This is a genomic window from Pseudophaeobacter sp. 1A09344 (genome assembly GCF_041008745.1).
GTDB lineage: Bacteria > Pseudomonadota > Alphaproteobacteria > Rhodobacterales > Rhodobacteraceae > Phycobacter > Phycobacter gallaeciensis_A.
The window spans coordinates 288555-310132 of the sequence record NZ_JAXGFS010000001.1; the positions used below are offsets into that span (position 1 = coordinate 288555).

The 21578-nt window shown below is 62.5% G+C and carries 17 protein-coding genes; 9 read left to right on the top strand and 8 right to left on the bottom strand.

Annotated features, from left to right (window positions below; all coding sequences use genetic code 11):
* The first annotated feature begins 1 nt into the window (after position 1).
* The 3 genes from prfA to SM765_RS01375 all read left to right on the top strand — a co-directional run bounded on the left by prfA (position 2) and on the right by SM765_RS01375 (position 2815).
* Positions 2–1057 carry a peptide chain release factor 1 gene (gene prfA, locus SM765_RS01365; RefSeq protein WP_065273272.1) on the top strand — a complete coding sequence of 352 codons (1056 nt, stop codon included), beginning with the start codon at positions 2–4 and terminating at the stop codon, positions 1055–1057.
* Positions 1020–1907 (top strand): peptide chain release factor N(5)-glutamine methyltransferase, encoded by an 888-nt coding sequence (gene prmC, locus SM765_RS01370; RefSeq protein WP_274838985.1) that lies wholly within the window; start codon positions 1020–1022, stop codon positions 1905–1907. The genes prfA and prmC overlap by 38 nt, the downstream gene beginning before the upstream one ends.
* Positions 1908–2128: 221 nt before the next feature.
* Positions 2129–2815 (top strand): DUF4167 domain-containing protein, encoded by a 687-nt coding sequence (locus tag SM765_RS01375; RefSeq protein WP_274828494.1) that lies wholly within the window; start codon positions 2129–2131, stop codon positions 2813–2815.
* Positions 2816–2992: 177 nt separating this feature from the next.
* Here SM765_RS01375 and rsmA read toward each other — a convergent pair whose 3' ends face one another.
* From rsmA to lptF, 6 genes are all read right to left on the bottom strand, one after another.
* A complete protein-coding gene (rsmA, locus tag SM765_RS01380; protein ID WP_274833728.1) occupies positions 2993–3838 on the bottom strand; it encodes a 16S rRNA (adenine(1518)-N(6)/adenine(1519)-N(6))-dimethyltransferase RsmA in 846 nt (281 codons plus the stop codon).
* A 71-nt stretch (positions 3839–3909) separates the two neighbouring features.
* Positions 3910–4887, bottom strand: a complete 978-nt coding sequence (gene pdxA, locus SM765_RS01385) for a 4-hydroxythreonine-4-phosphate dehydrogenase PdxA (protein ID WP_274833730.1) — start codon at positions 4885–4887, stop codon at positions 3910–3912.
* Positions 4884–6152 carry a peptidylprolyl isomerase gene (locus SM765_RS01390; protein ID WP_274836818.1) on the bottom strand — a complete coding sequence of 423 codons (1269 nt, stop codon included), beginning with the start codon at positions 6150–6152 and terminating at the stop codon, positions 4884–4886. The genes pdxA and SM765_RS01390 overlap by 4 nt, the downstream gene beginning before the upstream one ends.
* Complete coding sequence (locus SM765_RS01395) at positions 6137–8299, bottom strand: LPS-assembly protein LptD (protein ID WP_274836819.1); 2163 nt, start codon at positions 8297–8299, stop codon at positions 6137–6139. The genes SM765_RS01390 and SM765_RS01395 overlap by 16 nt, the downstream gene beginning before the upstream one ends.
* Position 8300: 1 nt before the next feature.
* The gene (gene lptG, locus SM765_RS01400; protein WP_274836820.1) at positions 8301–9434 is read right to left on the bottom strand and encodes an LPS export ABC transporter permease LptG; all 1134 of its coding nucleotides are present in this window, start codon (positions 9432–9434) and stop codon (positions 8301–8303) included.
* Positions 9431–10570 carry an LPS export ABC transporter permease LptF gene (gene lptF, locus SM765_RS01405; RefSeq protein WP_274834457.1) on the bottom strand — a complete coding sequence of 380 codons (1140 nt, stop codon included), beginning with the start codon at positions 10568–10570 and terminating at the stop codon, positions 9431–9433. Before lptF ends, lptG begins: the two co-directional genes overlap by 4 nt.
* A 195-nt stretch (positions 10571–10765) precedes the next feature.
* On the opposite strand from lptF, the gene SM765_RS01410 reads away from it, so the two are divergent.
* Together SM765_RS01410 and SM765_RS01415 are read left to right on the top strand one after the other, a co-directional pair.
* Complete coding sequence (locus SM765_RS01410; RefSeq protein WP_274836821.1) at positions 10766–12241, top strand: leucyl aminopeptidase; 1476 nt, start codon at positions 10766–10768, stop codon at positions 12239–12241.
* Between the two features lie 7 nt (positions 12242–12248).
* Positions 12249–12707, top strand: coding sequence for a DNA polymerase III subunit chi (locus SM765_RS01415; protein WP_274836822.1), 459 nt, complete (start codon positions 12249–12251; stop codon positions 12705–12707).
* Between the two features lie 25 nt (positions 12708–12732).
* Here the strand turns inward: SM765_RS01415 and SM765_RS01420 are convergent, their stop codons facing one another.
* Positions 12733–14817: a putative bifunctional diguanylate cyclase/phosphodiesterase gene (locus SM765_RS01420; protein ID WP_274838986.1), complete on the bottom strand. Its 2085-nt coding sequence runs from the start codon at positions 14815–14817 to the stop codon at positions 12733–12735.
* A 271-nt stretch (positions 14818–15088) separates the two neighbouring features.
* Positions 15089–17362 (bottom strand): NADP-dependent malic enzyme, encoded by a 2274-nt coding sequence (locus tag SM765_RS01425; protein WP_274836824.1) that lies wholly within the window; start codon positions 17360–17362, stop codon positions 15089–15091.
* A gap of 161 nt (positions 17363–17523) precedes the next feature.
* Between SM765_RS01425 and SM765_RS01430 the strand changes: the two genes are divergently transcribed.
* Genes SM765_RS01430 through SM765_RS01445 form a run of 4 tightly spaced genes read left to right on the top strand, consistent with a single transcriptional unit; the run spans position 17524 to position 21562 of the window.
* Positions 17524–18627, top strand: coding sequence for a cupin domain-containing protein (locus SM765_RS01430; RefSeq protein ID WP_274828485.1), 1104 nt, complete (start codon positions 17524–17526; stop codon positions 18625–18627).
* Positions 18624–19016, top strand: coding sequence for a cytidine deaminase (locus SM765_RS01435; RefSeq protein ID WP_274836825.1), 393 nt, complete (start codon positions 18624–18626; stop codon positions 19014–19016). The genes SM765_RS01430 and SM765_RS01435 overlap by 4 nt, the downstream gene beginning before the upstream one ends.
* 6 nt (positions 19017–19022) lie before the next feature.
* Positions 19023–20327 carry a thymidine phosphorylase gene (locus tag SM765_RS01440; protein ID WP_274836826.1) on the top strand — a complete coding sequence of 435 codons (1305 nt, stop codon included), beginning with the start codon at positions 19023–19025 and terminating at the stop codon, positions 20325–20327.
* Complete coding sequence (locus SM765_RS01445; RefSeq protein WP_274836827.1) at positions 20327–21562, top strand: phosphopentomutase; 1236 nt, start codon at positions 20327–20329, stop codon at positions 21560–21562. The genes SM765_RS01440 and SM765_RS01445 overlap by 1 nt, the downstream gene beginning before the upstream one ends.
* The last annotated feature ends 16 nt before the right edge of the window (positions 21563–21578 follow it).

Here is a 21578-nt window from a genome sequence, read left to right on the forward strand (position 1 = left end):
GATGGTACCCGAAGATCGGCTGGAGCAGATCCTGCAACGGTTTCAATACCTTGAAGCGGCGATGGCAGATGGTGCCAGCGGCGGCGATATTGCGACCCTGGCCAAGGAATATTCCGATCTGAAGCCGGTGGTTGAGCAGGTGCAGGCCTATCGCAAGCTGGTGGCGGATCTGGCCGAGGCCGAAGCCATGCTGGCCGATCCCGATATGAAGGAACTGGCCGAAGAGGAAATCCCGGCGCTGAAGGCGGCGCTGCCCGAAGCGGAACATCAGCTGCAGCTGTCGCTGCTGCCCAAGGACAAGGCTGACGCGCGGCCCGCGATCCTGGAAATCCGTCCCGGCACCGGCGGCGACGAGGCGGCGCTTTTTGCGGGGGATCTTCTCCGCATGTATCAGCGCTATGCCGAGGCGCGCGGCTGGAAGTTCGAGATCCTGGAAGAACAGGCCACCGAACTGGGGGGCATCAAGGAAGTCGTGGCCCACATAAAGGGCGAGAATGTCTTTGCCCGGCTGAAGTATGAATCCGGTGTGCACCGGGTGCAGCGGGTTCCCGTCACCGAATCCGGAGGTCGTATTCACACTTCAGCGGCAACCGTCGCGGTCCTGCCCGAAGCCGAGGACGTCGACATCAAAATTGATGCGAACGATCTGCGTATCGACACCATGCGGTCCTCTGGCGCGGGGGGGCAGCACGTCAACACCACGGATTCTGCGGTGCGGATCACCCACTTGCCGACCGGCACGGTTGTCACCAGCTCGGAAAAATCTCAGCACCGCAACCGCGAGATTGCCATGCAGGTGCTGCGCACGCGGCTTTATGATCTGGAGCGTCAGCGCATCGACAGCGAGCGTTCGGAAAGCCGCGCCAGCCAGGTCGGCTCGGGCGATCGCTCGGAGCGGATACGGACCTATAATTTCCCGCAGGGGCGGATGTCGGATCACCGGATCAACCTGACGCTCTATAAGCTGGATCAGATCATGCAGGGCGATCTGGATGAGATCATCGACGCGCTGACGGCGGATGATCAGGCGCGTCTTCTGGCCGAACTGGGGCAGTGACGTGACGCATTCGGGAAATACCGCAGCGCAGGCCATGGCTGCCGCAGCATCGCGGCTGCGGGCGGCCGGCGTGCCTGATCCTGCACGCGATGCACGGGTTCTTTTGGCGCATGCCGCGCGAATCGAAGCGAGTCGTGTTACACTGATAGCACCGGAAGAGTTGTCTTCTGAGATCGCCGACCGGTATGAGCAACTTGTGGCCCTGCGCGCCGTGCGCGTTCCTGTGTCGCATCTAATCGGCGAGCGGGAGTTCTACGGTCGCCGTTTCAAGGTCTCGGGCGAGGTTCTGGACCCGCGCCCGGAAACCGAAACCCTGATCGAAGCCGCGCTGTCGTGCCCCTTCAAACGGATACTGGATCTGGGCACCGGGTCGGGCTGCATTCTGGTGACGCTGCTCGCCGAACAGCCGGATGCCTCTGGACTTGGCGTCGATCTCAGCGAGGCGGCCTGCCTGCAGGCCAGCGCCAATGCGGTGCTGCACCGGGTGGCGGAGCGCGCCGATATCCGTCAGTCGGATTGGTTGCAAAACGTGAGCGGGACATTCGATCTGATCGTTTCCAACCCGCCCTATATCGCCCGGTCTGAAATGGAGGCGTTGGCCCCCGAGGTTCTGGACCATGAACCGCAGATGGCCCTGACCGATGGCGGAGATGGGCTGGGCGCCTATCGCAGTATTCTGGCCGGTGTCATGCAGCATCTTGTGCCGGGGGGGCGGCTGCTGGTCGAAATCGGCCCAAGTCAGGGCGCGGATGTCGCGGATCTGTTCCACTCGGCAGGGCTGGAGGCGGTTCAGGTTCTTCCCGATCTTGATGGACGGGACCGGGTTGTTTGTGGGAATGCGCCTGCCTAGACCGGATCGAATGGGAAAATTCGCACTTTAGAAAGAAAAAAGGTCGAAAAAGAAGCTGTGCCTCTTGTATGGGGGCGCTTAAAGTGGTTACTCAAACTGTCGCACAAAGGTGAGGGCGTTTTTCCTCCCGGCGACATCAAGCCCAAAAATGTCGATGACCCGGCGCTGAGGCGCGCTCGATTGGGTCTACGACGCTTACAATCAAGGCTGACGTTAGGCATATGAGATCGTCAAAATCACGTTCGCGTTCCAAGTCGAACCGAAATCGCCCTGCAAATGGCGCCAATGTTGTCAATCGTGTCTTTGACAGCTCTGGTCCCGAGGGCAAGGTGCGCGGAACTCCGCAGCAGATCATAGACAAGTACAACCAGCTGGCTCGCGATGCGCAGCTGAGCAATGACCGCGTTGCGGCTGAAAACTTTCAGCAGCATGCCGAGCATTACCTGCGCCTTCTGAACGAAGCGCAGCGGGAAATCGACGCGCGCCGTGAAGAGCAGGAGCGGCAGAACCGCGAACGCCAGGCCGAACGTGATCGCGAACGCGCCGAGCGGATGGAGCGTCAGGAACGCGAAGCGGCTCAGGCCAAACCCGCAGCTGATCCCGCCGATGCGCCGCAGCCCGAAGTGATCGACCCGCGCGAAGCTGGCGGTCAGGATCAGGACAGCGGTCTGGTTGAGACACCGGAAAGCGCGAGTTCCGAGGCTGCGCCGAAGAAATCTGCGCCGCGCAAACCCCGCGCGCCGCGCAAGCCCGCTGCCAAGAAGGCGCCCGAAGGGGCACAAGGCGAGGTCGCAGAACCGGCCGCAGCGGAAGGCAAAGAGGATGAGGCCAAGAAACCGGCCAAGAAGCCCACGCGCAGCCGCTCCAAGCCCAAACCGTCGGAAGACACTCCGGAAGCCGCTGAGTAAGGGCTGCAATGGGATTGGGGCAGATATGTCCCGTTCCTGCGTCCACCCTGTGGTTTGGGTCTCTCGCGAATGAAATAGAGAACCCCGGTCGCCGATGGCGGGCCGGGGTTTTTCTTTTGCTCTGGGCTACAGGTCTGGAGGACCGTCAAATGAGGGCGTTGCCGCAGGGGCGGCGTCTTACGCGACTGGCTTCAGGCTGCGGGCCAGCGCGCAGAAGGCTTCCAGGCTGACCTGCTCGGCGCGTTCTGTTGGGGGGATGCCCGCTGCCTCCAGGTGCGCTTCGATATCCGGGGACACCCCTTTAAGGCTTGCACGCAGCATTTTTCGACGCTGGTTGAAGGCCGCAGCCACAACACGCGACAGGGTCGCCGCATCCGCCGGGTAGCGTGGTTCGGGTAGCGCCTCCAGATGTACCACGGCGCTGCTCACCTTCGGCGGCGGGGTAAAGGCGCCTGGCGGCAGCGACAGTACGATCTGCGCCTTGGCGCGCCATTGCGCCAGAATGGCGAGCCGCCCATAGGCCTTGGAGCCGGGCTGCGCCACGATGCGTTCGGCCACCTCGCGCTGGAACATCAGCGTCAGGCTTTGCCAGAACGGCGGCCAGTCCTTTGGCGTCAGCCAGCGCACCAGCAATTCGGTACCGACGTTGTAGGGCAGGTTGGCTACCACCCGCACCGGCGGCGTCAGGTATTGCAGCGGGTCAATCTCAAGCGCGTCGCCATTGATCACCTGCAAACGGTCCGGATAGGCGTCTGCGATCTCCTCCAGCACCGGCAGGCAGCGGCTGTCCTTTTCCACCGCCAGCACCCGGCGCGCGCCCTCGGCCAGCAGGCCACGGGTCAGGCCACCGGGACCGGGCCCGATCTCAAGCACATCACAACCAGTAAGGTCGCCGGCCTGGCGGGCGATCTTTGCTGTCAGGTTGAGATCCAGCAGAAAGTTCTGGCCCAGCGATTTACGGGCGGACAGCTGATGCGTCGCGATGACCTCGCGCAGGGGGGGGAGGGTGTCGATCTGGCTCATCCCCTTCCTATGCGGTGAAATACCGGGCCAAGGCAAGGGGCTGCAGGCGTAAAGGGTGGCGAGGGATAGGATCAGTCAGAGGTCGCCAAGGCCATGCGCTGCGCCATTTTCAGCGCTTCGATCATGCTCGACGGGTTCGCCTGACCGGTCCCCGCGATATCAAAGGCGGTGCCATGATCCGGAGAGGTGCGGATGAAGGGCAAGCCAAGGGTGACGTTGACGCCGCGGTCGAAATCCAGCGTCTTGATCGGGATCAGCGCCTGATCGTGATACATGCAGACCGCCGCATCATAGCGGGCGCGGGCGGTCGCATGAAACATCGTATCGGCCGGATGCGGCCCGGTCAGTGTCATGTCCGGCGATTGCAGCTCGGCGATCAGCGGCGCGATCCACTCCAGCTCCTCGCGGCCCATGGCGCCGCCTTCACCTGCATGCGGGTTGAGCCCGGCAACAGCGATGCGCGGCTTGGAAATGCCGAACTGACGCCGCAGGCCCTCGGCGGTGATGGCGATGGTTTCGCGCAGCAGATCCGGCGTCAGGGCGCGGGGGACCTCAGAGAGGGCAATATGGATGGTTGTCGGCACCACCCTCAGCTGGTCGCTCGCCAGCATCATCACCACCCTGTCGCGCCCTACCAAATGGGCCAGGAATTCGGTGTGGCCGGGATAGGCAAAGCTCGCGCCGTCGATCAGCGCCTTCTTGTGAATGGGGGCGGTGCAGACGGCCGAGGCCTCGCCTGCGCGCACCAGCGATACGGCGGTTTCGATTGCGGCGATCACACCGGATGCATTGCGTGGGTCCGGTGTTCCGGTATTGGCGTCCCCGGCAAAAGGCACCTTCAGCACCGGCAGCGCCTGCGGGCAGATCGCTGCGGCATCCTGCGGCTGCGCAACCTCCTGATAAGGCGTGCCTGCAGGAAGGTGGCGCGGATCGCCGAGCCACAGCATAGGACAGCTGGTCCGCAGCTCAGCCCAGGCCTTGGCCGCGATTTCAGGGCCGATACCGGCCGGTTCGCCGCAGCTGATCGCGACGGGGCGCGTATGGGTCATTTTTCTTTGATCTGGGCGTCGGCGCGCAGCTGTTCCAGATAGCTTTCGGACAGGGAATCAACCCGCTGCGCGGTCAGGGCATTGGCGACAGTTTCGCGGCTTTCACCTTCGCCGAGTTCGGCCGTACGACCACACAGGCGCAGAAGAACCAATGTATTTCCGTTGTTGCGCGTCACTGCGGTCGAGGTTTCGCCGGGATCGAGTTTCGCAAGCTCGATCGCGATGTCGCGGTCAATCTCTGCCGGGGACAGGCTGACACGATCCAGAACCGAAGGATCCTGACCCTTTGCCACCCCATAAAGATCGTCGCAGGTATCTGTCTGGGAGATGATGCCTTGCGCCTTGGCCAATGTCTCGGCACTGCGCCCTCCGGGCAGGTAATAGGCGGCGTAATCGATCGCGGCATAGCGTTGCGCACGTCCTGTGACTTCGCGCAGATCGCGCATCTGGAACAGGGCAACCGCGCCTTGCAGCGGCAGCGGATCGGTCACCTCGCCGGGGCTAAGGGCCAGTACGACCTCTTGCAGCTGCGGCGGTAGCTTGGTGATCGGCATCCAGTTCAACTGACCGCCCCGTTCGCGGCTTTGGGCAGCGGAATACTGGCTGGCGGCGGCGGAAAAGGAATCATAGCTGCGCAATTGCGAGACCTGACGCGCCAGATCCTCGACCTGTGCGGCGTTTTGTTCGTTGATCGGCAGGATCAGCTCGGACAGAAGAACCTGAACGCTGCCGGAGCCAGCCTGACCCATGGCGCGGTCGATCTCTGCCTCGGTCGGGCGGGCGCGTGACAGGAAGCGGGCACCGACCAGATCACGCCAGCCCAGCCCGACGCGGGAGAAATCGCGCACGGTTTCCGGATCGACGCCGCTTTCCTGCAGCGCCGACAGGAATTCGTTCAGCGACAGGTTGGCGCGCCCGGCCAGTTCAGTCATGCCTGCGGTGATCTCTTCTTCGCTGGGCTCAATACCAGCCTCAGCCATGGCCGCCAGTTTCAGGCGGTCATTGATCAGCTCTTTGCGGGCCGCCTTCATCAGGTCGCCCGGAACCCGCAGCACCCCCATGAAACGGGCGCGCTGTTCGAGTTCGTAATATGTAATGACCGAGTCATCGACTGTGATGGCAGGCGAGAACAACCCCTGCGCGGCGCCAGGCACCGGCGTCAGAAGAACGGCGCAGAGCGTCAGGGCCGTGGCCGACTTGGCCGCAAACCGCAGGCCGCGATGGATCAGGGAGGCCGGAGTCCGGAGGGTCAGGTATTGCTGCATGATCGCCTGTACTTTTTGTTGCCGCTGTTCACGGAGAACCCGTTCAACGCGATGGTAAACCCAAAATCGGTCGAAGGCTCAACACTTGTTGTAGATGTATAACGCCGGTTGAGCGAAACGTCGACGGTGACGCATTCATTGCTGTAGGCAAGGCCGATACCTGCCCGCGTGGCCTGTGCATCAGAGATGTCATAGCGCAGGTTGGCGCTGGCGCGCCAGGCCGGTGAAATCTCGTAGGAGCCGTCGAACCACATTTCCGAGGTCTCTTCGCTGCGCCCTTCGGCCGGGTCGGTGCCAAGCCAGAGGTAGGTGCCTGACAACGCCCCCTTTTCGTGGCGCCAATCGCCGCGGAATTCCGCCTTGGAAAAGTTCAGCGACCCGTTCAGTAGGCCGCGCGTGGTTAGCGAAAGATCCTGGCTCAGCTTCAACTGCCCTGCCATCAGGATGTCTGAGGTGGTGCCGCCGAGGCCCGAGCTCTTGGTGAAGCGGGTGTCGGCATCCTGCCGGAAGATTTGTCCGACGGTGGCAAAGGCTTGCCATCCATTGACCGCGTAATGCGCCCAGTTGACCCCGTAGACCAGGGTCAGCCCGTCTTCGCGCGCATCGACAGCGGGGAAGCGCGACAGGGCCAGAAGATTGCCTTGATCGAATTCGACAAAGCCGCTTTCGTCGCCGGGCACCGCATCGCCGGTGACATCGCTCCAGCCCAGCTGGACGATGGGCTCCAGATAGCTGCGGTTGCCGGTGGCGCTGACCTTGCTCATCGGCAGGCGCAGGGTCAGGGCGCTGCGCGGCGTCAGCCGGGTTGCGGTGTTGTCAAACTTGGCGTCGTTGTAGATCGAAAACGCATCTGTCGCAGCGCCGGCCTGCCACTCGGCCACCAGGCCGCTCGCGAAATGCCATTGACGGCGCCAGTCGATATCGGCGGTCACACGGGCAATGTCCCGGCCCAGCGGCAAGGCGCCGGTACTGGTCTGATCCGACTGTCGACGGTGGCCATGGGCCTCCAGCGTCAGGCGCATTTCGCCACCGATAGTCTGCGGGAAATAGCGGCGCTGGAAGGTGAGATCGGCGACGGCCGAGGGGATGAACTCCTGCTGTTCGCTGTCGCGCAGGGTCTTGTAGTGATAAAGACCGGCCCTGAACATCATGTCGCGTTGCGCCTTGGTCAGCGTCAGATCCGAGCGGAGCCGGTCAAGATCGTCGAGGCCGTAGTCGGCAAGATAGGCGTCGTCCGAGACGGTTTTTACATCGAACCCGAGGCGGACATCATGGGGCAGATCGAAACTGCCGGTCCCGAAGAAATAGCCGCGACTGTCGCCGGGTTGCAGGTCATCGCGGGTATGGGCGCCCTCGAATGTAATCGTGCCGGTACGGAAAGCCTGCCTGTAGCGTGCCTCCAGCGTGCGGGTCTTGCGCGAGACATAGGGCGACAGCGTCAGGTCCCGGTGATCACCAAGCCGGAAGAAATACGGCACTTTGACCCCGGAGCCGAGGTTCGAGGTTGTGCGCAAAGAGGGGATCAGGAAACCGGTGGCTCGCTTCAGCGTCGGATCGGGCAGGCGGATTCCTGGGAAATAGAACACGGGCACATCCAGAACCCGCAGCTGGGCGTTCTCGAAGTAAAGTTGGCGTTCGAGCTGGTCATGGGTCACGCGTTCAGCCCGGATCTGCCAGAGCGGCGGGCTTCCGTCCTCGCAGACGTGACACGAAGTGACGGCGGTCTTGTACAGCTGCGTATAGCGCCCGCTGACTCGCGTCATTTGCAGCGAGGCCAGCTGCAATTGCTGTTGGAACACCATGCGCGCACTGCTCAGAAGACCATTCCGCAGGTCCCGGTCCATTTCGGCAGCATTGGCAAGAATGACGATCTCGCCGCCCTGATCAATCCGGATTGGCCCCTCGATTTCTAGAGTGCCGCTGCTTTGGTCATAGGTGATCTTTTGTGCCTTGAGGCGGACGTCACCCTGAAAGGCCTCGACATGGCCGCTGGCAACCAGCGTCCGGTCCGGGGCGATGAATACCCGGTCTGCAACCAGCATTGCAGGCTGTCGCGGCGCGTCTGCGGCATTGGTGTCCTGCGCTTGCACGGGGACGGTCAGGCCCAGCCACGGCAGCAGCACGGAAAGCAAAAGGGTGCGGCGCATATTAACCGTCCTCGGCATGCAAAAGCAGGCCCATAGTCAGCAGAATCGCGGCGACCGGTGGAGCCCAAGCGGCCAAGGCCACCGGAATCTGGCCGTTCTCGCCAAGAACCTGCGCAAAGTTTCGTATGAAGTGAAGGCCAAAGCCTAGCAAGACGGCAGTGAGTACCGCCAGACCTGTGCCGCCAAAGCGGGCATGGCGCATGGTAAAGGCCGCACCGACCAACACCATGGCCACCAGGAACAGCGGCCGGGCCAGTTCGGCCTGATACCAAACCTCGTAGCGTTTGGTGGAGAACCCGGCTTCATCCAGATCGCGGATGGTGGCGGGTAGGTCATAAACCGAGATCCCGTCAGCGGTGCCAAGCGTGTCGCGGATCCGGTCGGTGGTCAGTGTGGTCGGCACCAGTAACACTTCGTGCTCAGCCGAGCTGGTTTCGGGGTTCAATCCAGCGGCCAATGGCCAGACCTTGGCCTTGGTCAGCAGCCAGTCGCCGCCCTGCAGCCGGGCGCTTTCGGCGACGATCTGACGGATTGGTGTGCCGCCGGGGGCGTAGTCGAGAATGGTGATGTCGAACAGTTTGATACTGTCGGCATCGCCGTTTCCCAGGCTGGAGTCTTGCTGCTCGCCCGCGTAGCCCGACGCGTGAATCACCGATTGCCCCTGCGGGCTACCCTGACGTAGCCACAGCCCCTCGCCGGACAGCGACAGCGCCGAGGGGCCGCCGTTGCGATAGGTTTCCGAAAGGGTTTTGAAACGGTTGGTCGTCGCCGCGACGATGGGGTTCAGGGTGCTGAGGGCCAGAATGCCGATCAGCGCGGCTACCAGAACCGGCGCGGCCAGCGCCCGAATGCCAGAGCGACCGATGGCTCTGGTCACCACCAGCTCACTGCTGCGCGCGAGCCCAACGAACAGCACGATGGTGCTGAGGATCATGATCAGCGGCAGAAATTCGTCAAAGGCGGCGGGGGCGTTCAACAGTGTCAGACCGATCAACTTACCGGCGCCGAGGTCGAGGCTGTCAAACCGGCGGATCTGCTCGTTGAGATCGATCAGCACCACCAACGTCATTAGGACGCCACCGATAACGAGGAACCACTGCGCAAATCTGCGCGCATAATAGAGATCGAGTTTCACGCCAGCTGCTCTCCCGGTTCAGCCCGCCGCCGCCTGCGCAGCAGGCTAGGGTGGCTGGCCAGATGCAGAAACAGCAGCGCAATGGCAAGGCCGCTCAGCGCGGGGAGATAAATCAGCGGCCAAAGATCGGGGTTCTTCAGAACGGGTTCCGAGACGATACCGCGCAGGCCCTCGACCCCGATCAGCAGAGCAAAGGCTATCAGCGCCTGCCGCCAGACCCCAAAGCGCGAAAATGTTCCCAACATCAGCGCGGAAAACCCAATCAGGGCGACCGTGACGCAGACCAGGGCCCGGGCAAACCGCAGATGCAGTTCTTCAGTGAGGGCGCCCTGCGAATAGCCTTCGCTGTCGGTGATCGCCTCTTTTGCGGTCAGAAGCTCAAGGCTGGAAATGGCGCGGATATTGCGGGTCGTTTGACCAATCTTTTGAGTCAGAGAGCTGATATCATAGGAAAAGTCAGAAAAGACGGTGGTCGACATCGTCTGGGTTTTGTGATCCAGCCGCTGCGCCATGCCATCTACCATGATGAGGTGGGCCTTGTCGCCATCGCGCACCAGAAAGGCGCGGGCGCCTGTGTAGGTGACCGATTGCTCCGGATCGCGCCGGTCCGAAAGGAACACGTCGTTGAGAGTGCCGTCAGGGTCGATTTGCCGGATGTAGAAGGTGACGCCCTTGGCTGGGTGCAGGAATTTGCCTTCGGTCAGCAGGCGGGCTGTGACATTGCGTGACACCTCCCGTTCGCGCAGCGCAAGCTGGTTGATCGAGGACGGCAACAGGAAATGCGTCAGCACTGACATCATCAGCGCGGTAATGATGCCAAAAGCCAGCGCCGGGCGGGCCATTTGCCAAGGGCTGGTTCCCGTCGCGCGCAGCACGGTCAGCTCGCTTTCATTGTGCAGCCGGTTGGTCACCCAGACCGAGGCGGCAAAGGCGGCGACTGGCAGCACCATGCGGATCAGATTCGGTAGCGTCAGGGCGGTGAATTCCAGGAAGACCAGCGCCGACTGCCCGTCTCCGATCAGCCGGTCGAACAGCACCACGGCCCGGTTCACCCAGAACACAGCTACAAGGATGAGCGCAAAGAAGCCGAAGAACAGCAGGTATTGCGACAGCACATATCTGTCGTAGCGTGACACCTGATCCCCCCAGATCTTGCGGTTGTGATTGCGCCGCAGCTTAAAGGATTTGTCCGGCGGGGAAAACTGCAATCTGCACAGCCGGCAGGCAATGATCAAAGCCGGGCGCGGCGTGCAATCCGCAGGGCTGGTCAAGCCGTCAAGCACAGGGTAGCTGTTGCAAAACCATGTAAAAGACCGACAGGAGCCCATGCGATGAGCACTCTGACCCCGATCCGTTTTGATGACTATGATCCCAAGACCCTGGCCGAAATGACTGGCCATGTCGCGGTTCTGGTGACGCCGGAGGGGACAATGGATCAGGCGGCGCGTACCGCCAACCGTCTGGGCAAGGGGGGCATTGCCCGGCTGATCGAATCGGAAGGGTTCAAGAAGGTAAAAACCGGCTCGGTGATCACCATGGCCTGGCCTGCTGGCCTCGCCGCTGAGGCACTGCATGTACTGGTGCTGCCCAAACGCGCCAGCCAGACCGAGGCCCGAAAGGCCGGCGCTGAACTGGCAAAACGCGCAGGCGGCAAGGCGCTGACCGTGATGGCGGGGCCGATGCCTCGGGCGGCAGATCTGGCGCTGGGGCTGGCGCTGCGGGCCTATGGGTTTGATCAGCACAAGACCGCTGCCGATGAGGCACCGAAGGGGGAAGTGGTGATCGCGCATAAATCACCGGAGGAGATGGCGACGGCTTTCGCTCCGCTCCTGGCGGTGGCTGAAGGCGTGCATATGACCCGCAATCTGATCAACGAGCCGGCGAACGTGCTGACCACCACCGAGTTCGCGCGCCGGATCGAAGAGCTTTCCGACATCGGTCTTGAGGTCGAGATCCTCGACGAGGCAGCGCTTGCAGAGCTGGGCATGCATTGCCTTCTGTCGGTGGGGCAGGGATCGGACAGCCCGTCCAAAGTCGCCGTCATGCAATGGAAGGGCGGCCCGAGCGATGCCGCGCCGCTGGCGCTAGTGGGCAAGGGGGTTGTGTTTGACACTGGTGGTATCTCGCTGAAACCGGCTGCGGGCATGGAAGACATGACCATGGATATGGGCGGCGCCGGTGTTGTCACCGGTACCATGAAGGCGCTGGCCCTGCGCAAGGCAAAGGCCAATGTGGTGGGTCTGGTTGGTCTGGTCGAGAACATGCCATCGGGCAACGCCACCCGGCCCGGCGATGTGGTGAAGACGATGAAGGGCGATACGGTTGAGGTCATCAATACCGATGCCGAAGGTCGTCTGGTTCTGTGCGATGTACTCTGGTACGCGCAGGAGCGCTTCAAACCGGCGGGGGTGATCGATCTGGCCACCCTGACGGGTGCGATCATCATCGGTCTTGGCCACGAAAACGCTGGCGTCTTCTCCAATGATGACAGCCTGTGCAATGGTTTCCTGAAATCCGCCGCAGCCGAGGATGAGGGCGCATGGCGTCTGCCTCTGGGACAAGCCTATGATGATCAGCTGAAATCGCGCATTGCCGATATGAAAAACGTCGGCGGCCGTCCTGCAGGTTCGATCACCGCCGCTCAGTTCCTGCAACGGTTCATTCAGGACGGCATGCCGTGGATCCATCTGGATATCGCGGGCGTCGCCTCGGTTAAGACCGAAACCGCCTATGCACCCAAAGGGGCGACCGGCTGGGGCGTCATGGCGCTGAACCGGCTGGTGCAGGATCGGTTCGAGGCCGAATGACACTGCCATGGGGGCCGCCTATTTCTATCATCTGACGCGCAGGCCACTGCAGGATACGCTGCCCGTGCTGCTGGATAAGGCGCGCGGCGCAGGCTGGCGTATTGCTGTGCGGGGCCAAAGCCCCGATCGCATGGCCTGGCTGGATGAACGCCTGTGGCTGGGGGGCGATGACGCCTTCCTGCCGCACGGGCTGGCCGGCGGTCCGCATGATGCGTTGCAGCCTATCCTGCTGACCACCGATGCCGAGGCGGCAAACACGCCCAGCTGCGTCATGGCGGTGGATGGGGCAGCGGTTTCACCAGAAGAGGTGCAGGCGCTGGAGCGCGTTTGTATCCTGTTTGATGGTACCGACCCCGAGGCGGTGCAGCATGCCCGCGTGCAATGGAAAACCCTGACCGATGCAGGCTGTTCGGCGCAATACTGGTCCGAAGAAAGCGGGCGCTGGGAAAAGAAGGCTGAGAAGTGATACTTTCCCGCCGGAGCGCCGGGATCTAGGAAGCGCGGGACTGTTTGTCCTTGGTCCAGAGCAGGAAGTCGGAGTGCACTGTCACTTCGGCAAAATGGGGCTTGGGTTTACCAAAGAGGTAGCCCTGCAGATAGGTGACGCCGATGGCGTGCAGCAGGCGGGCCTGTTCAACGGTTTCCACCCCTTCGGCCACGGTATGCACACCGAACCGTTCAGCAATCATGACGCTGCCTTCGATGATGGCGCAGCGTTGATCGTCGATCTGCTGAACAAAGGATTTGTCGATCTTAAGCGCCGAAATCGGCATTTCGTGCAAGCGTGACAGCGAGGAATAGCCGGTGCCGAAATCGTCGATGTGTACTTCGATGCCCTTGGCGTGCAGTGCATTTAGAACCGCGATGATCTGGTTTTGATTCCGGGCGTCAAAAATCGTTTCTGTCACCTCAAGGATCAGCGACAGGGCGGACAGGCCGTATTTTTCAAGGTAACCCAGAATGAAGTCTGCGAACCCGGGCACAACCAGCTGCCGCAGCGAGATATTGAGCGCCAGTTTCACATGTGAATCGCGTCCAAGTTCTTCGGTGTAGGTCGAGAGTGCCGTATCCAGCACATATTCGCCGATGCGGACGATCTCGCCGATGTCTTCGGCGATGGGAATAAACTCTTCCGGGCTGACACGGCCAAGGATCGGATTGTCCCAGCGCAGCAGAACCTCGTAGGAATGCAACGAGAAATCATCCGCATGCACGAGCGGTTGAAAGGCCAGGTGCATTTCATTGGCAGGCACCGCGTGTTTCAGGCGCTGGGCAATGATCAGGTGGCGCTCTTTTTCTTCAACCAGCTCTTTGGAGAACAGCAGCGTGTTGCCGCGTCCGGTCCGCTTGATCTCTCCGGCGGCCAGATCCGCAGATCTGATCGCCTCGCTGACTGCGACCGGACGGGGGCGCGAGACGGCGAGACCGGCGCTGAACCCCACGGTGACCTCCTGGCTGGAGAAGATGATGGGCTTTTCGATAATGGCGCGCAGTTGTTCGGTGAATTCATAGCCGATGTCGATGCAGCGCTCTTCAGGCACGGCAACCAATCCTACGAATTCGTCGCCGCCCCAACGGCAGAAGGCCGCGTGTTCCGGCGCGGCGTCAGCAAGACGTTCGCCGATTTCTGCAAGGGCGCAGTCCCCGGTGGCATGGCCCATGCCGTCGTTGATCTGCTTGAACCGGTCCAGATCGATGAAGATCACCACAAAGGCATATCCGTCAGGGATATTGGGTTGCTGATCCTCCACCCATTGAATGATGCCACGGCGATTATACAGCTGGGTCAAGCTGTCATGTTCCGCCAGCCGTTTCAGGTCTCGGGTGCGTTTCTTGACCCGGTCTTCCAGCGTTGCATTGAGTTCGGTCAGGGCTTCCTGCTGGACGCGCAGGTCCTGCACCAGTTCGTGATTGCGCAGTTGCAGGCGGATCGAATGGCGTAGGATATTGTAGTTGCGTTGGTGTGTGACCAACATGACGGCCATGAAGACGGCAACCAAAGTGGCGAGAGCGAATTCCGGCACAGGCTGCAGGCACAGTTCTGCAATGATCAGCGTCAGCAGGGTGGCGATATAGATACGGCCCGTGTTTGCCATCGGCGCGAGCACCCCGGTTGCCCCGGAGGCCATGGCAGAGACCACGATGACGGTGAAATACTTCAGGTCCTGATTGCCGCTTTGCAAGGCAGCATGCAGCAGGCCTCCCCAGATCAGACTGCCAAGAAATGTGCCGAGGAAATAACGCCGACTGGCACCGACTGCCAGAGATGAGCCAGGATCGGTTTCCTGCGACAGGTGCTTTTCGTCCCGCGCTGCCAGGATCGTGCGGCCAATGGAAAGCGTCAGAAGACAGGCGGTCAGAGCATCGACCAAGGTGCTGCCTTGCCCCGTGTACTGGAACTGGGCGTAGACGCCCAGGACGCAGGCGACGTTCACGAAGAGATTGGACAGATGGTTACGATAGGCGTGCTTAAGGAGGCTCAGCCCGATCCGCTGTTCCTGCGCTTGACAGTCCCTTTCGGTTCCGGCGGCTCCACCGTCTCCTTCTGGGCTATGTTGCGGAAACTGTTCCGTCACCTCGTCCAACCTTCGCACTGCGCCTTGGCAGACCCTGCCTTGCGCCGGACAATTCCGGACCTGTTACGTCCTGAACCGCCTTCTGTGACCAGCCCGCGTCAATACCGCTTGGCACGGGCCATACCAATGTCTTGCTAAGTGTCGGGGGTTACTTTTGTGTTTATATTCAGCAATTCATATGCGGGGCAGAGCGCAGGCTCCGCATCTGACGTGACGGCACTGGCGCGCCGCTCACCGGGGGCGGCGCGCAAGCGCGCTAAATTGGTCGCTATCAGCCGTAGTGGGCGACGGGCGTACCGGCAATTGCCGCCATGTTCAAAAGCCCCCGTGCGGTGATCGACGGGCTGACGATATGGGCGCGGTTGCCCATGCCCATCAGGATCGGGCCGACCTCCAGCCCGTCCGAGCGCATTTTCAGGATGTTGCGCACGCCACTGGCAGCATCCGCATGGGCAAAGACCAGCACATTGGCCGCGCCTTCCAGCCGGGAATTGGGGAAGATCCGCCCGCGCAACTCAGGATCCAGTGCGGTGTCGATGTTCATTTCGCCTTCGTAGATGAAATCGCGTGGCTTATCGTCCAGAATGTCTATGGCGTCGCGCAGCCGGGCACCGGTGTCGCAATCGATATTGCCGAACTGAGATTGCGAACACAGGGCAATTCTGGGCTCCAGACCAAAGCGGCGCACGTGGCGGGCGGCGCCCATCACGGTCTGGGCGATCTGCTCAGGCGTGGGTTCGATCCGCACCTGGGTGTCGGCGATGAACAGCGGGCCGTCTTCGAGGATCATCATCGACAGGGCGCCGTGGGGCGCATAGGTGCCGCCGCCCAGAACCTGGGTGACATAATTGAGGTGCCAGCGGTATTCGCCAAAGGTGCCGCAGATCAGGCTGTCCGCCTCGCCGCGATGCACCATGATGGCGCCGATGGCGGTGGTGTTGGTGCGCATGATCGCCTTGGCCAGATCCGGGGTCACGCCCTGGCGCTGCATCAGCTTGTGATAGCTGTTCCAGTAATCGTAATAGCGCGGATCGTTCTCCGGGTTGACGATCTGGAAATCGCTGCCGGGTCGGATGCGCAGGCCCATCTTCTCGCAGCGTGCCTCGATCACATCGGGGCGGCCGATCAGGATCGGGGTTTCAGTGGTCTCTTCCAGCACCTCCTGCGCGGCGCGCAGCACCCGTTCATCCTCGCCCTCGGCAAAGACGATGCGGCGGGCGGCAGCGCGGGCGGCTTCGAACACCGGTTTCATCAACAGCGCCGATTTGAACACGGTCTGGTTCAGTTGGGCGCGATAGGCGGTCAGATCCGCGATCGGGCGGGTGGCAACGCCGCTTTTCATGGCGGCGCTGGCCACGGCAGAGGAGACAACCCCCACAAGGCGCGGATCAAAGGGTTTCGGGATCAGGTAGTCGGCGCCGAATGTCAGCTGTTCGCCCTGATAAGCCGCTGCCGCCTCGGCCGAGGTGGTCCGGCGCGCCAGTTCCGCGATGCCTTCGACGCAGGCGATCTGCATTTCGTCGTTGATCTCGGTCGCTCCGACGTCCAGCGCGCCGCGGAAGATGAACGGGAAACACAGGACGTTGTTGACCTGATTGGGGAAATCGCTGCGCCCGGTGGCGATGATGGCATCGGGGGCAACCTTGCGGGCCTCATCGGGCATGATTTCCGGCGTCGGGTTGGCAAGGGCAAAGATGATCGGTCGCTTGGCCATCTGGGCGACGTGATCCGGTTTCAAAACATTGGGACCGGAGAGGCCGAGGAACAGATCGGCGCCGTCGATCACATCCTCCAGTGTGCGCAGATCGGTTTTCTGGGCAAAGGCGGCTTTCATCGGGTTCATGTCTTCGGTGCGGCCTTCGTAGACCAGACCATGAAGGTCACAGAGCCAGATGTTTTCCCGTTTGACGCCCAGTTTCATCAGCATGTTGAGACAGGCAATGCCCGCTGCGCCGCCGCCAGTCGAGACGACCTTGATGTCCTCGAAGGATTTCTTTGCCACATGCAGCGCGTTGCGGGCGGCGGCCCCCACCACGATTGCGGTGCCGTGCTGGTCGTCGTGGAACACCGGAATGCCCATTCGCTCGCGGCAGATCTTCTCGACGATGAAGCAATCGGGCGCCTTGATGTCTTCCAGGTTGATGGCGCCGAATGTCGGTTCCAGCGCGCAGACCAGGTCGGCCAGTTTCTCCGGATCGCTTTCGTTCAGCTCCAGGTCGAAACAGTCGATGCCGGCGAAATTCTTGAACAGGACCGCCTTGCCTTCCATCACCGGTTTCGAAGCGAGCGGGCCGATATTGCCCAGCCCCAGAACTGCGGTGCCGTTGGTGACAACCGCCACCAGGTTGCCGCGTGAGGTATAGCGCGCGGCGGTGCCTGCCTCTGCTTTGATCTCAAGGCAGGCCTCGGCGACTCCGGGGGAGTAGGCCCGCGCCAGATCGCGGCCATTGGCCATCGGTTTGGTCGCACGGATCTCCAGCTTACCGGGGCGGGGGAATTCGTGATAGCGCAGCGCGGCGTCGCGCAGGTTCGGGGTATCGGACATGGGGCCCTCCAAAACTGATAGTTTAGCGTTAAACTATATTGCGCCGGAGGGGAACAGGGTTTTCGGGGCGGTCTCGGCGGCGGGCGGATCCTTGCATATTTTATCCAATCGGATCACTCTGCCGGGCAGAACCGCACCAGACCGTCTGAGGGAGAAGAGAGATGGCCGAGACCATCGCAGAAATGCGCCTGCCCACGCAGGAGCTACGCGACGATATTCCGTTTTATACTAAAACCTTGGGAATGAAGCTGGATATGATCTATCCGGCGGACGATCCGCGCATCGGCGTCTTCTCGGGGCATGGCCTGCGGCTGCGTATCGAACGGGGGGCCCCCGAGAGCCCCGGAACCCTGCGCATTCTGACCGAAGACCCCGAGGGATTCGCGGGCGGGGCGCGTAGTCTGACCGCCCCGAACGGAACCAAAATCGAAATCGAAGAGCGTCATCAACCAATTGTGATGCCGGACACGGTGCATTCCTTCGTGGTGCGCAGGCTGAAGGATCAGGCGCCCTGGATCATCGGGCGCGCGGGCATGCATTACCGTGATCTGGTGCCGGACCGCTTGGGCGGCTCGATCATCGCCAGCCACATCCGCATCCCCGATGGCGGGCCAGTGCCGGATATGGTGCACTTCCACCGGGTCGGCTTTCAGCTGATTTTCTGCATCCACGGCTGGGTCGATGTGGTCTATGAGGATCAGGGCGAGAAGATGCGCCTGACGGCGGGTGACTGTTTTATCCAGCCGCCCGAAATCCGTCACCGCGTGCTGGAGGCAAGCGACAACGTGCAGGTGATCGAGATCGGCGTTCCGGCAGAACATGTGACCGAGATCGACCACGAGATGACCCTGCCGACCCCGCATTACCGCCCTGATCGCGAATGGCAGGGCCAGCGGTTTGTCTACAATCAGGCAGCGGGCGCAGACTGGGTTCCTTTCCGTCTGCCGGGTTTTGTCTGCCGCGACACCACCATCAACGACAACACCAAGGGCGTCGCCTCGGTGCAGGTGGTACGCCGCGCCGAGGGCGCAGAGGCGGGCAACAGCCCCTGGGCCAGCCACGACACCGACATCCTCTTTACCTTCGTGATGGAGGGCAGCGTTACCCTGCACGGGGAAGGGCGTGATCCTTATGAGCTGGAAGCAGGCGATGCCTTTGTCATTCCGCCCGGCATGAAAACGCGGCTCAGCGATGGCTCTGCGGATCTGGAATTGCTTGAGGTCAGCCTGCCGGGTACCTTCAACACAAAGCTGGAGGAAGCATGAGTCTGAAGGAAGCAGCCATTGCCGTGCGTGAGAACGCGCACGCGCCCTATTCCAACTTCAAGGTCGGGGCCGCCATTCGCGCGGCCTCGGGCACGGTCTACGTGGGCTGCAACGTAGAGAATGTCGCCTATCCCGAAGGCACCTGCGCCGAGGCCGGAGCGATTGCCGCGATGGTGGCAGCGGGCGAGACGCAGCTGGCAGAGGTCTATGTGGTCGCCGATAGTCCCGACCCGGTGCCGCCCTGCGGCGGTTGCCGTCAGAAACTGGCTGAATTCGGCAGCGGAGATGTGCCTGTGACCATGGGTACCACCGCAGGGGCCGAGCGGCACGCCACCATTGCCGATCTGTTGCCCGGTGCCTTTGGTGCCAGCCACATGGCCGGGGCCTGACCCCAAATGGATGCCCGTGCGATCAATGCTGCCCTGCGCCGGGGAGAGACCCCGGGTGACGCCGATCTGCGCTGGTTTGCCCAAGGGCTTGCCGATGGTACGGTCAGCGATGCCCAGGCGGGTGCCTTTGCCATGGCGGTATGTCTGCAGGGGTTGAGCACGGATGGCCGCCGCGCGCTGACGCTTGCCATGCGCGACAGCGGTGATGTGCTGAGCTGGGATCTGGATGGGCCGGTGCTGGATAAGCATTCCACTGGCGGTGTCGGCGACTGCGTATCGCTGTTGCTGGCGCCCGCGCTGGCGGAATGCGGCGCCTATGTGCCGATGATCTCGGGGCGGGGCCTGGGCCATACCGGCGGGACACTGGACAAGATGGAGGCCATCCCCGGCGTTACCACCTCAGTGTCCGAGGATCGACTGGACGGTCTGATGCGCGATGTCGGCTGTGCCATCGTCGGGGCAACCGCGCAGATCGCCCCCGCAGATAAACGGCTCTATGCGATCCGCGATGTGACGGCCACGGTCGAAAGCCTGGATCTGATCACCGCCTCGATCCTGTCCAAGAAACTGGCCGCCAGCCCCGATGCGCTGGTGTTGGACGTAAAGACAGGTTCGGGCGCCTTCATGAAATCTGACGAGGAGGCCCGCGCGCTGGCGCGTTCGCTGGTGGACACCGCCAATGCGGCAGGCTGTCCGACCTCGGCGCTGATCACCGATATGAACCAGCCCTTGGCGCCCGCGCTGGGCAATGCGCTAGAAGTTGCTGAGGTGATGCGCGTGCTGACCGGCGAGACCTCAGGGCCGCTGGCTGAGATCACCATCGCACTTGGGGCGGTGCTGCTCGTGCAGGCGGGGCTGGAAAAAACTCCGGAAGAGGCCGCCGCGCGCCTGTCGACGGTATTGACCGATGGCCGGGCCGCCGCCCGGTTCGAAGCCATGGTGGCCGCATTGGGCGGGCCGCAGGGCTTTGCCAGCGACTGGCAGAGCGTTTTGCCTGAAGCCAGCGTCATCCGCGAAGTGACCGCGCCGCAGGCCGGCTATATCTCGGCCATCGACGGTGAGACGCTGGGCCTTTGCGTGGTTGGCCTTGGCGGCGGGCGCATGGTCGAAAGCGATCTTGTCGATCCTGCTGTCGGCCTGTCGGATTTGTTGCCGCTGGGCGCGCGCGTTGCACGCGGAACGCCGCTGGTGCGCATTCATGCCGCCCGGGAAGAGGCCGCCGACCGCGCCGCGCAGGAGGTCCTGGCGGCGATCACCATCGCAGAGGCGGCGCCGAAGTTGCCGCCGCTCATTCACGAAAGGATCATCTGATGGCGCGCGCCTTTCTGGTGGTGATGGATTCCGTTGGAATCGGCGGTGCGCCGGACGCGGATCGCTTTTACAACGGTGACCTGCCGGACCTGGGTGCCAATACGCTCGCCCATATCGCGCAGGCCTGCACCGAGGGCCGCGCCGAGGACGGGCGCAGTGGCCCGCTGCATCTGCCCAATCTGGAGCGGCTGGGGCTGGGGGCGGCCATGCGGCTGGCCTCTGCTGTGCCGTTTCCGGGGTTGACCGCTGAACCTGAGGGGCTGTGGGGCTGCGCCGCTGAAGTCAGCCCAGGCAAGGATACGCCTTCGGGCCATTGGGAGTTGGCAGGCCTTCCGGTGCCATGGAACTGGCATTTCTTTCCAGACGAGACACCTGCCTTTCCGACGGATCTCAGCGCCTTTGTCGCAGAGGCCGCGGGGGCGCCGGGGGTCTTGGGCGATTGTCACGCCTCGGGCACCGATATCATTGCCCGTCACGGGGCCGAGCATATGAGGACCGGTGCCCCGATCTGCTATACCTCTGCCGACAGCGTCTTTCAGATCGCTGCGCATGAAGAGAGCTTTGGCCTCAATCGTCTTCTGGACCTGTGCCGCGCGGTGGCGCCGCGCCTGCATGCGATGAAGGTGGGCCGGGTGATCGCGCGCCCGTTTGTAGGCACGCCAGAGAGTGGATTTACCCGCACCACCAACCGGCGGGATTTTGCGATCACGCCCCCGGCAAAGCTGCTGACCAACTGGGTGCAGGACGCCGGGCAGAAGGTCCACGCCATCGGCAAGATCGGCGACATCTTCACCATGAGCGGCATCGACACCCTGAAGAAAGGCCCCGATGCCGAATTGATGCAGCATCTGGCCGAGGCGGTGGAGACGGCAGAGGAAGGCAGCCTGACCTTTGCCAACTTTGTGGAGTTCGACAGTCTTTACGGTCATCGGCGCGATATTTCGGGTTATGCACGGGCGCTGGAATGGTTCGACCATGAAATCGGAAAGATCCTGCCACGGTTGCGGGTCGGGGATATTCTGGTGCTGACCGCAGATCATGGCAATGATCCCAGCTGGCCGGGGACCGACCACACCCGAGAACAGGTGCCGGTTCTGGTGGCCGCGCCGGGCCAGACACCAGGTCAGGCACCGGGCGCCGGATCGCTGGGCGCGCGGGCCTTTGCCGATGTCGGTGTCTCGGTTGCACAGCATCTGGGCGTGGCCAGCAGCGGCCCGGGGCGCAGCTTTCTGTAGCGGAATGGGCAATCCG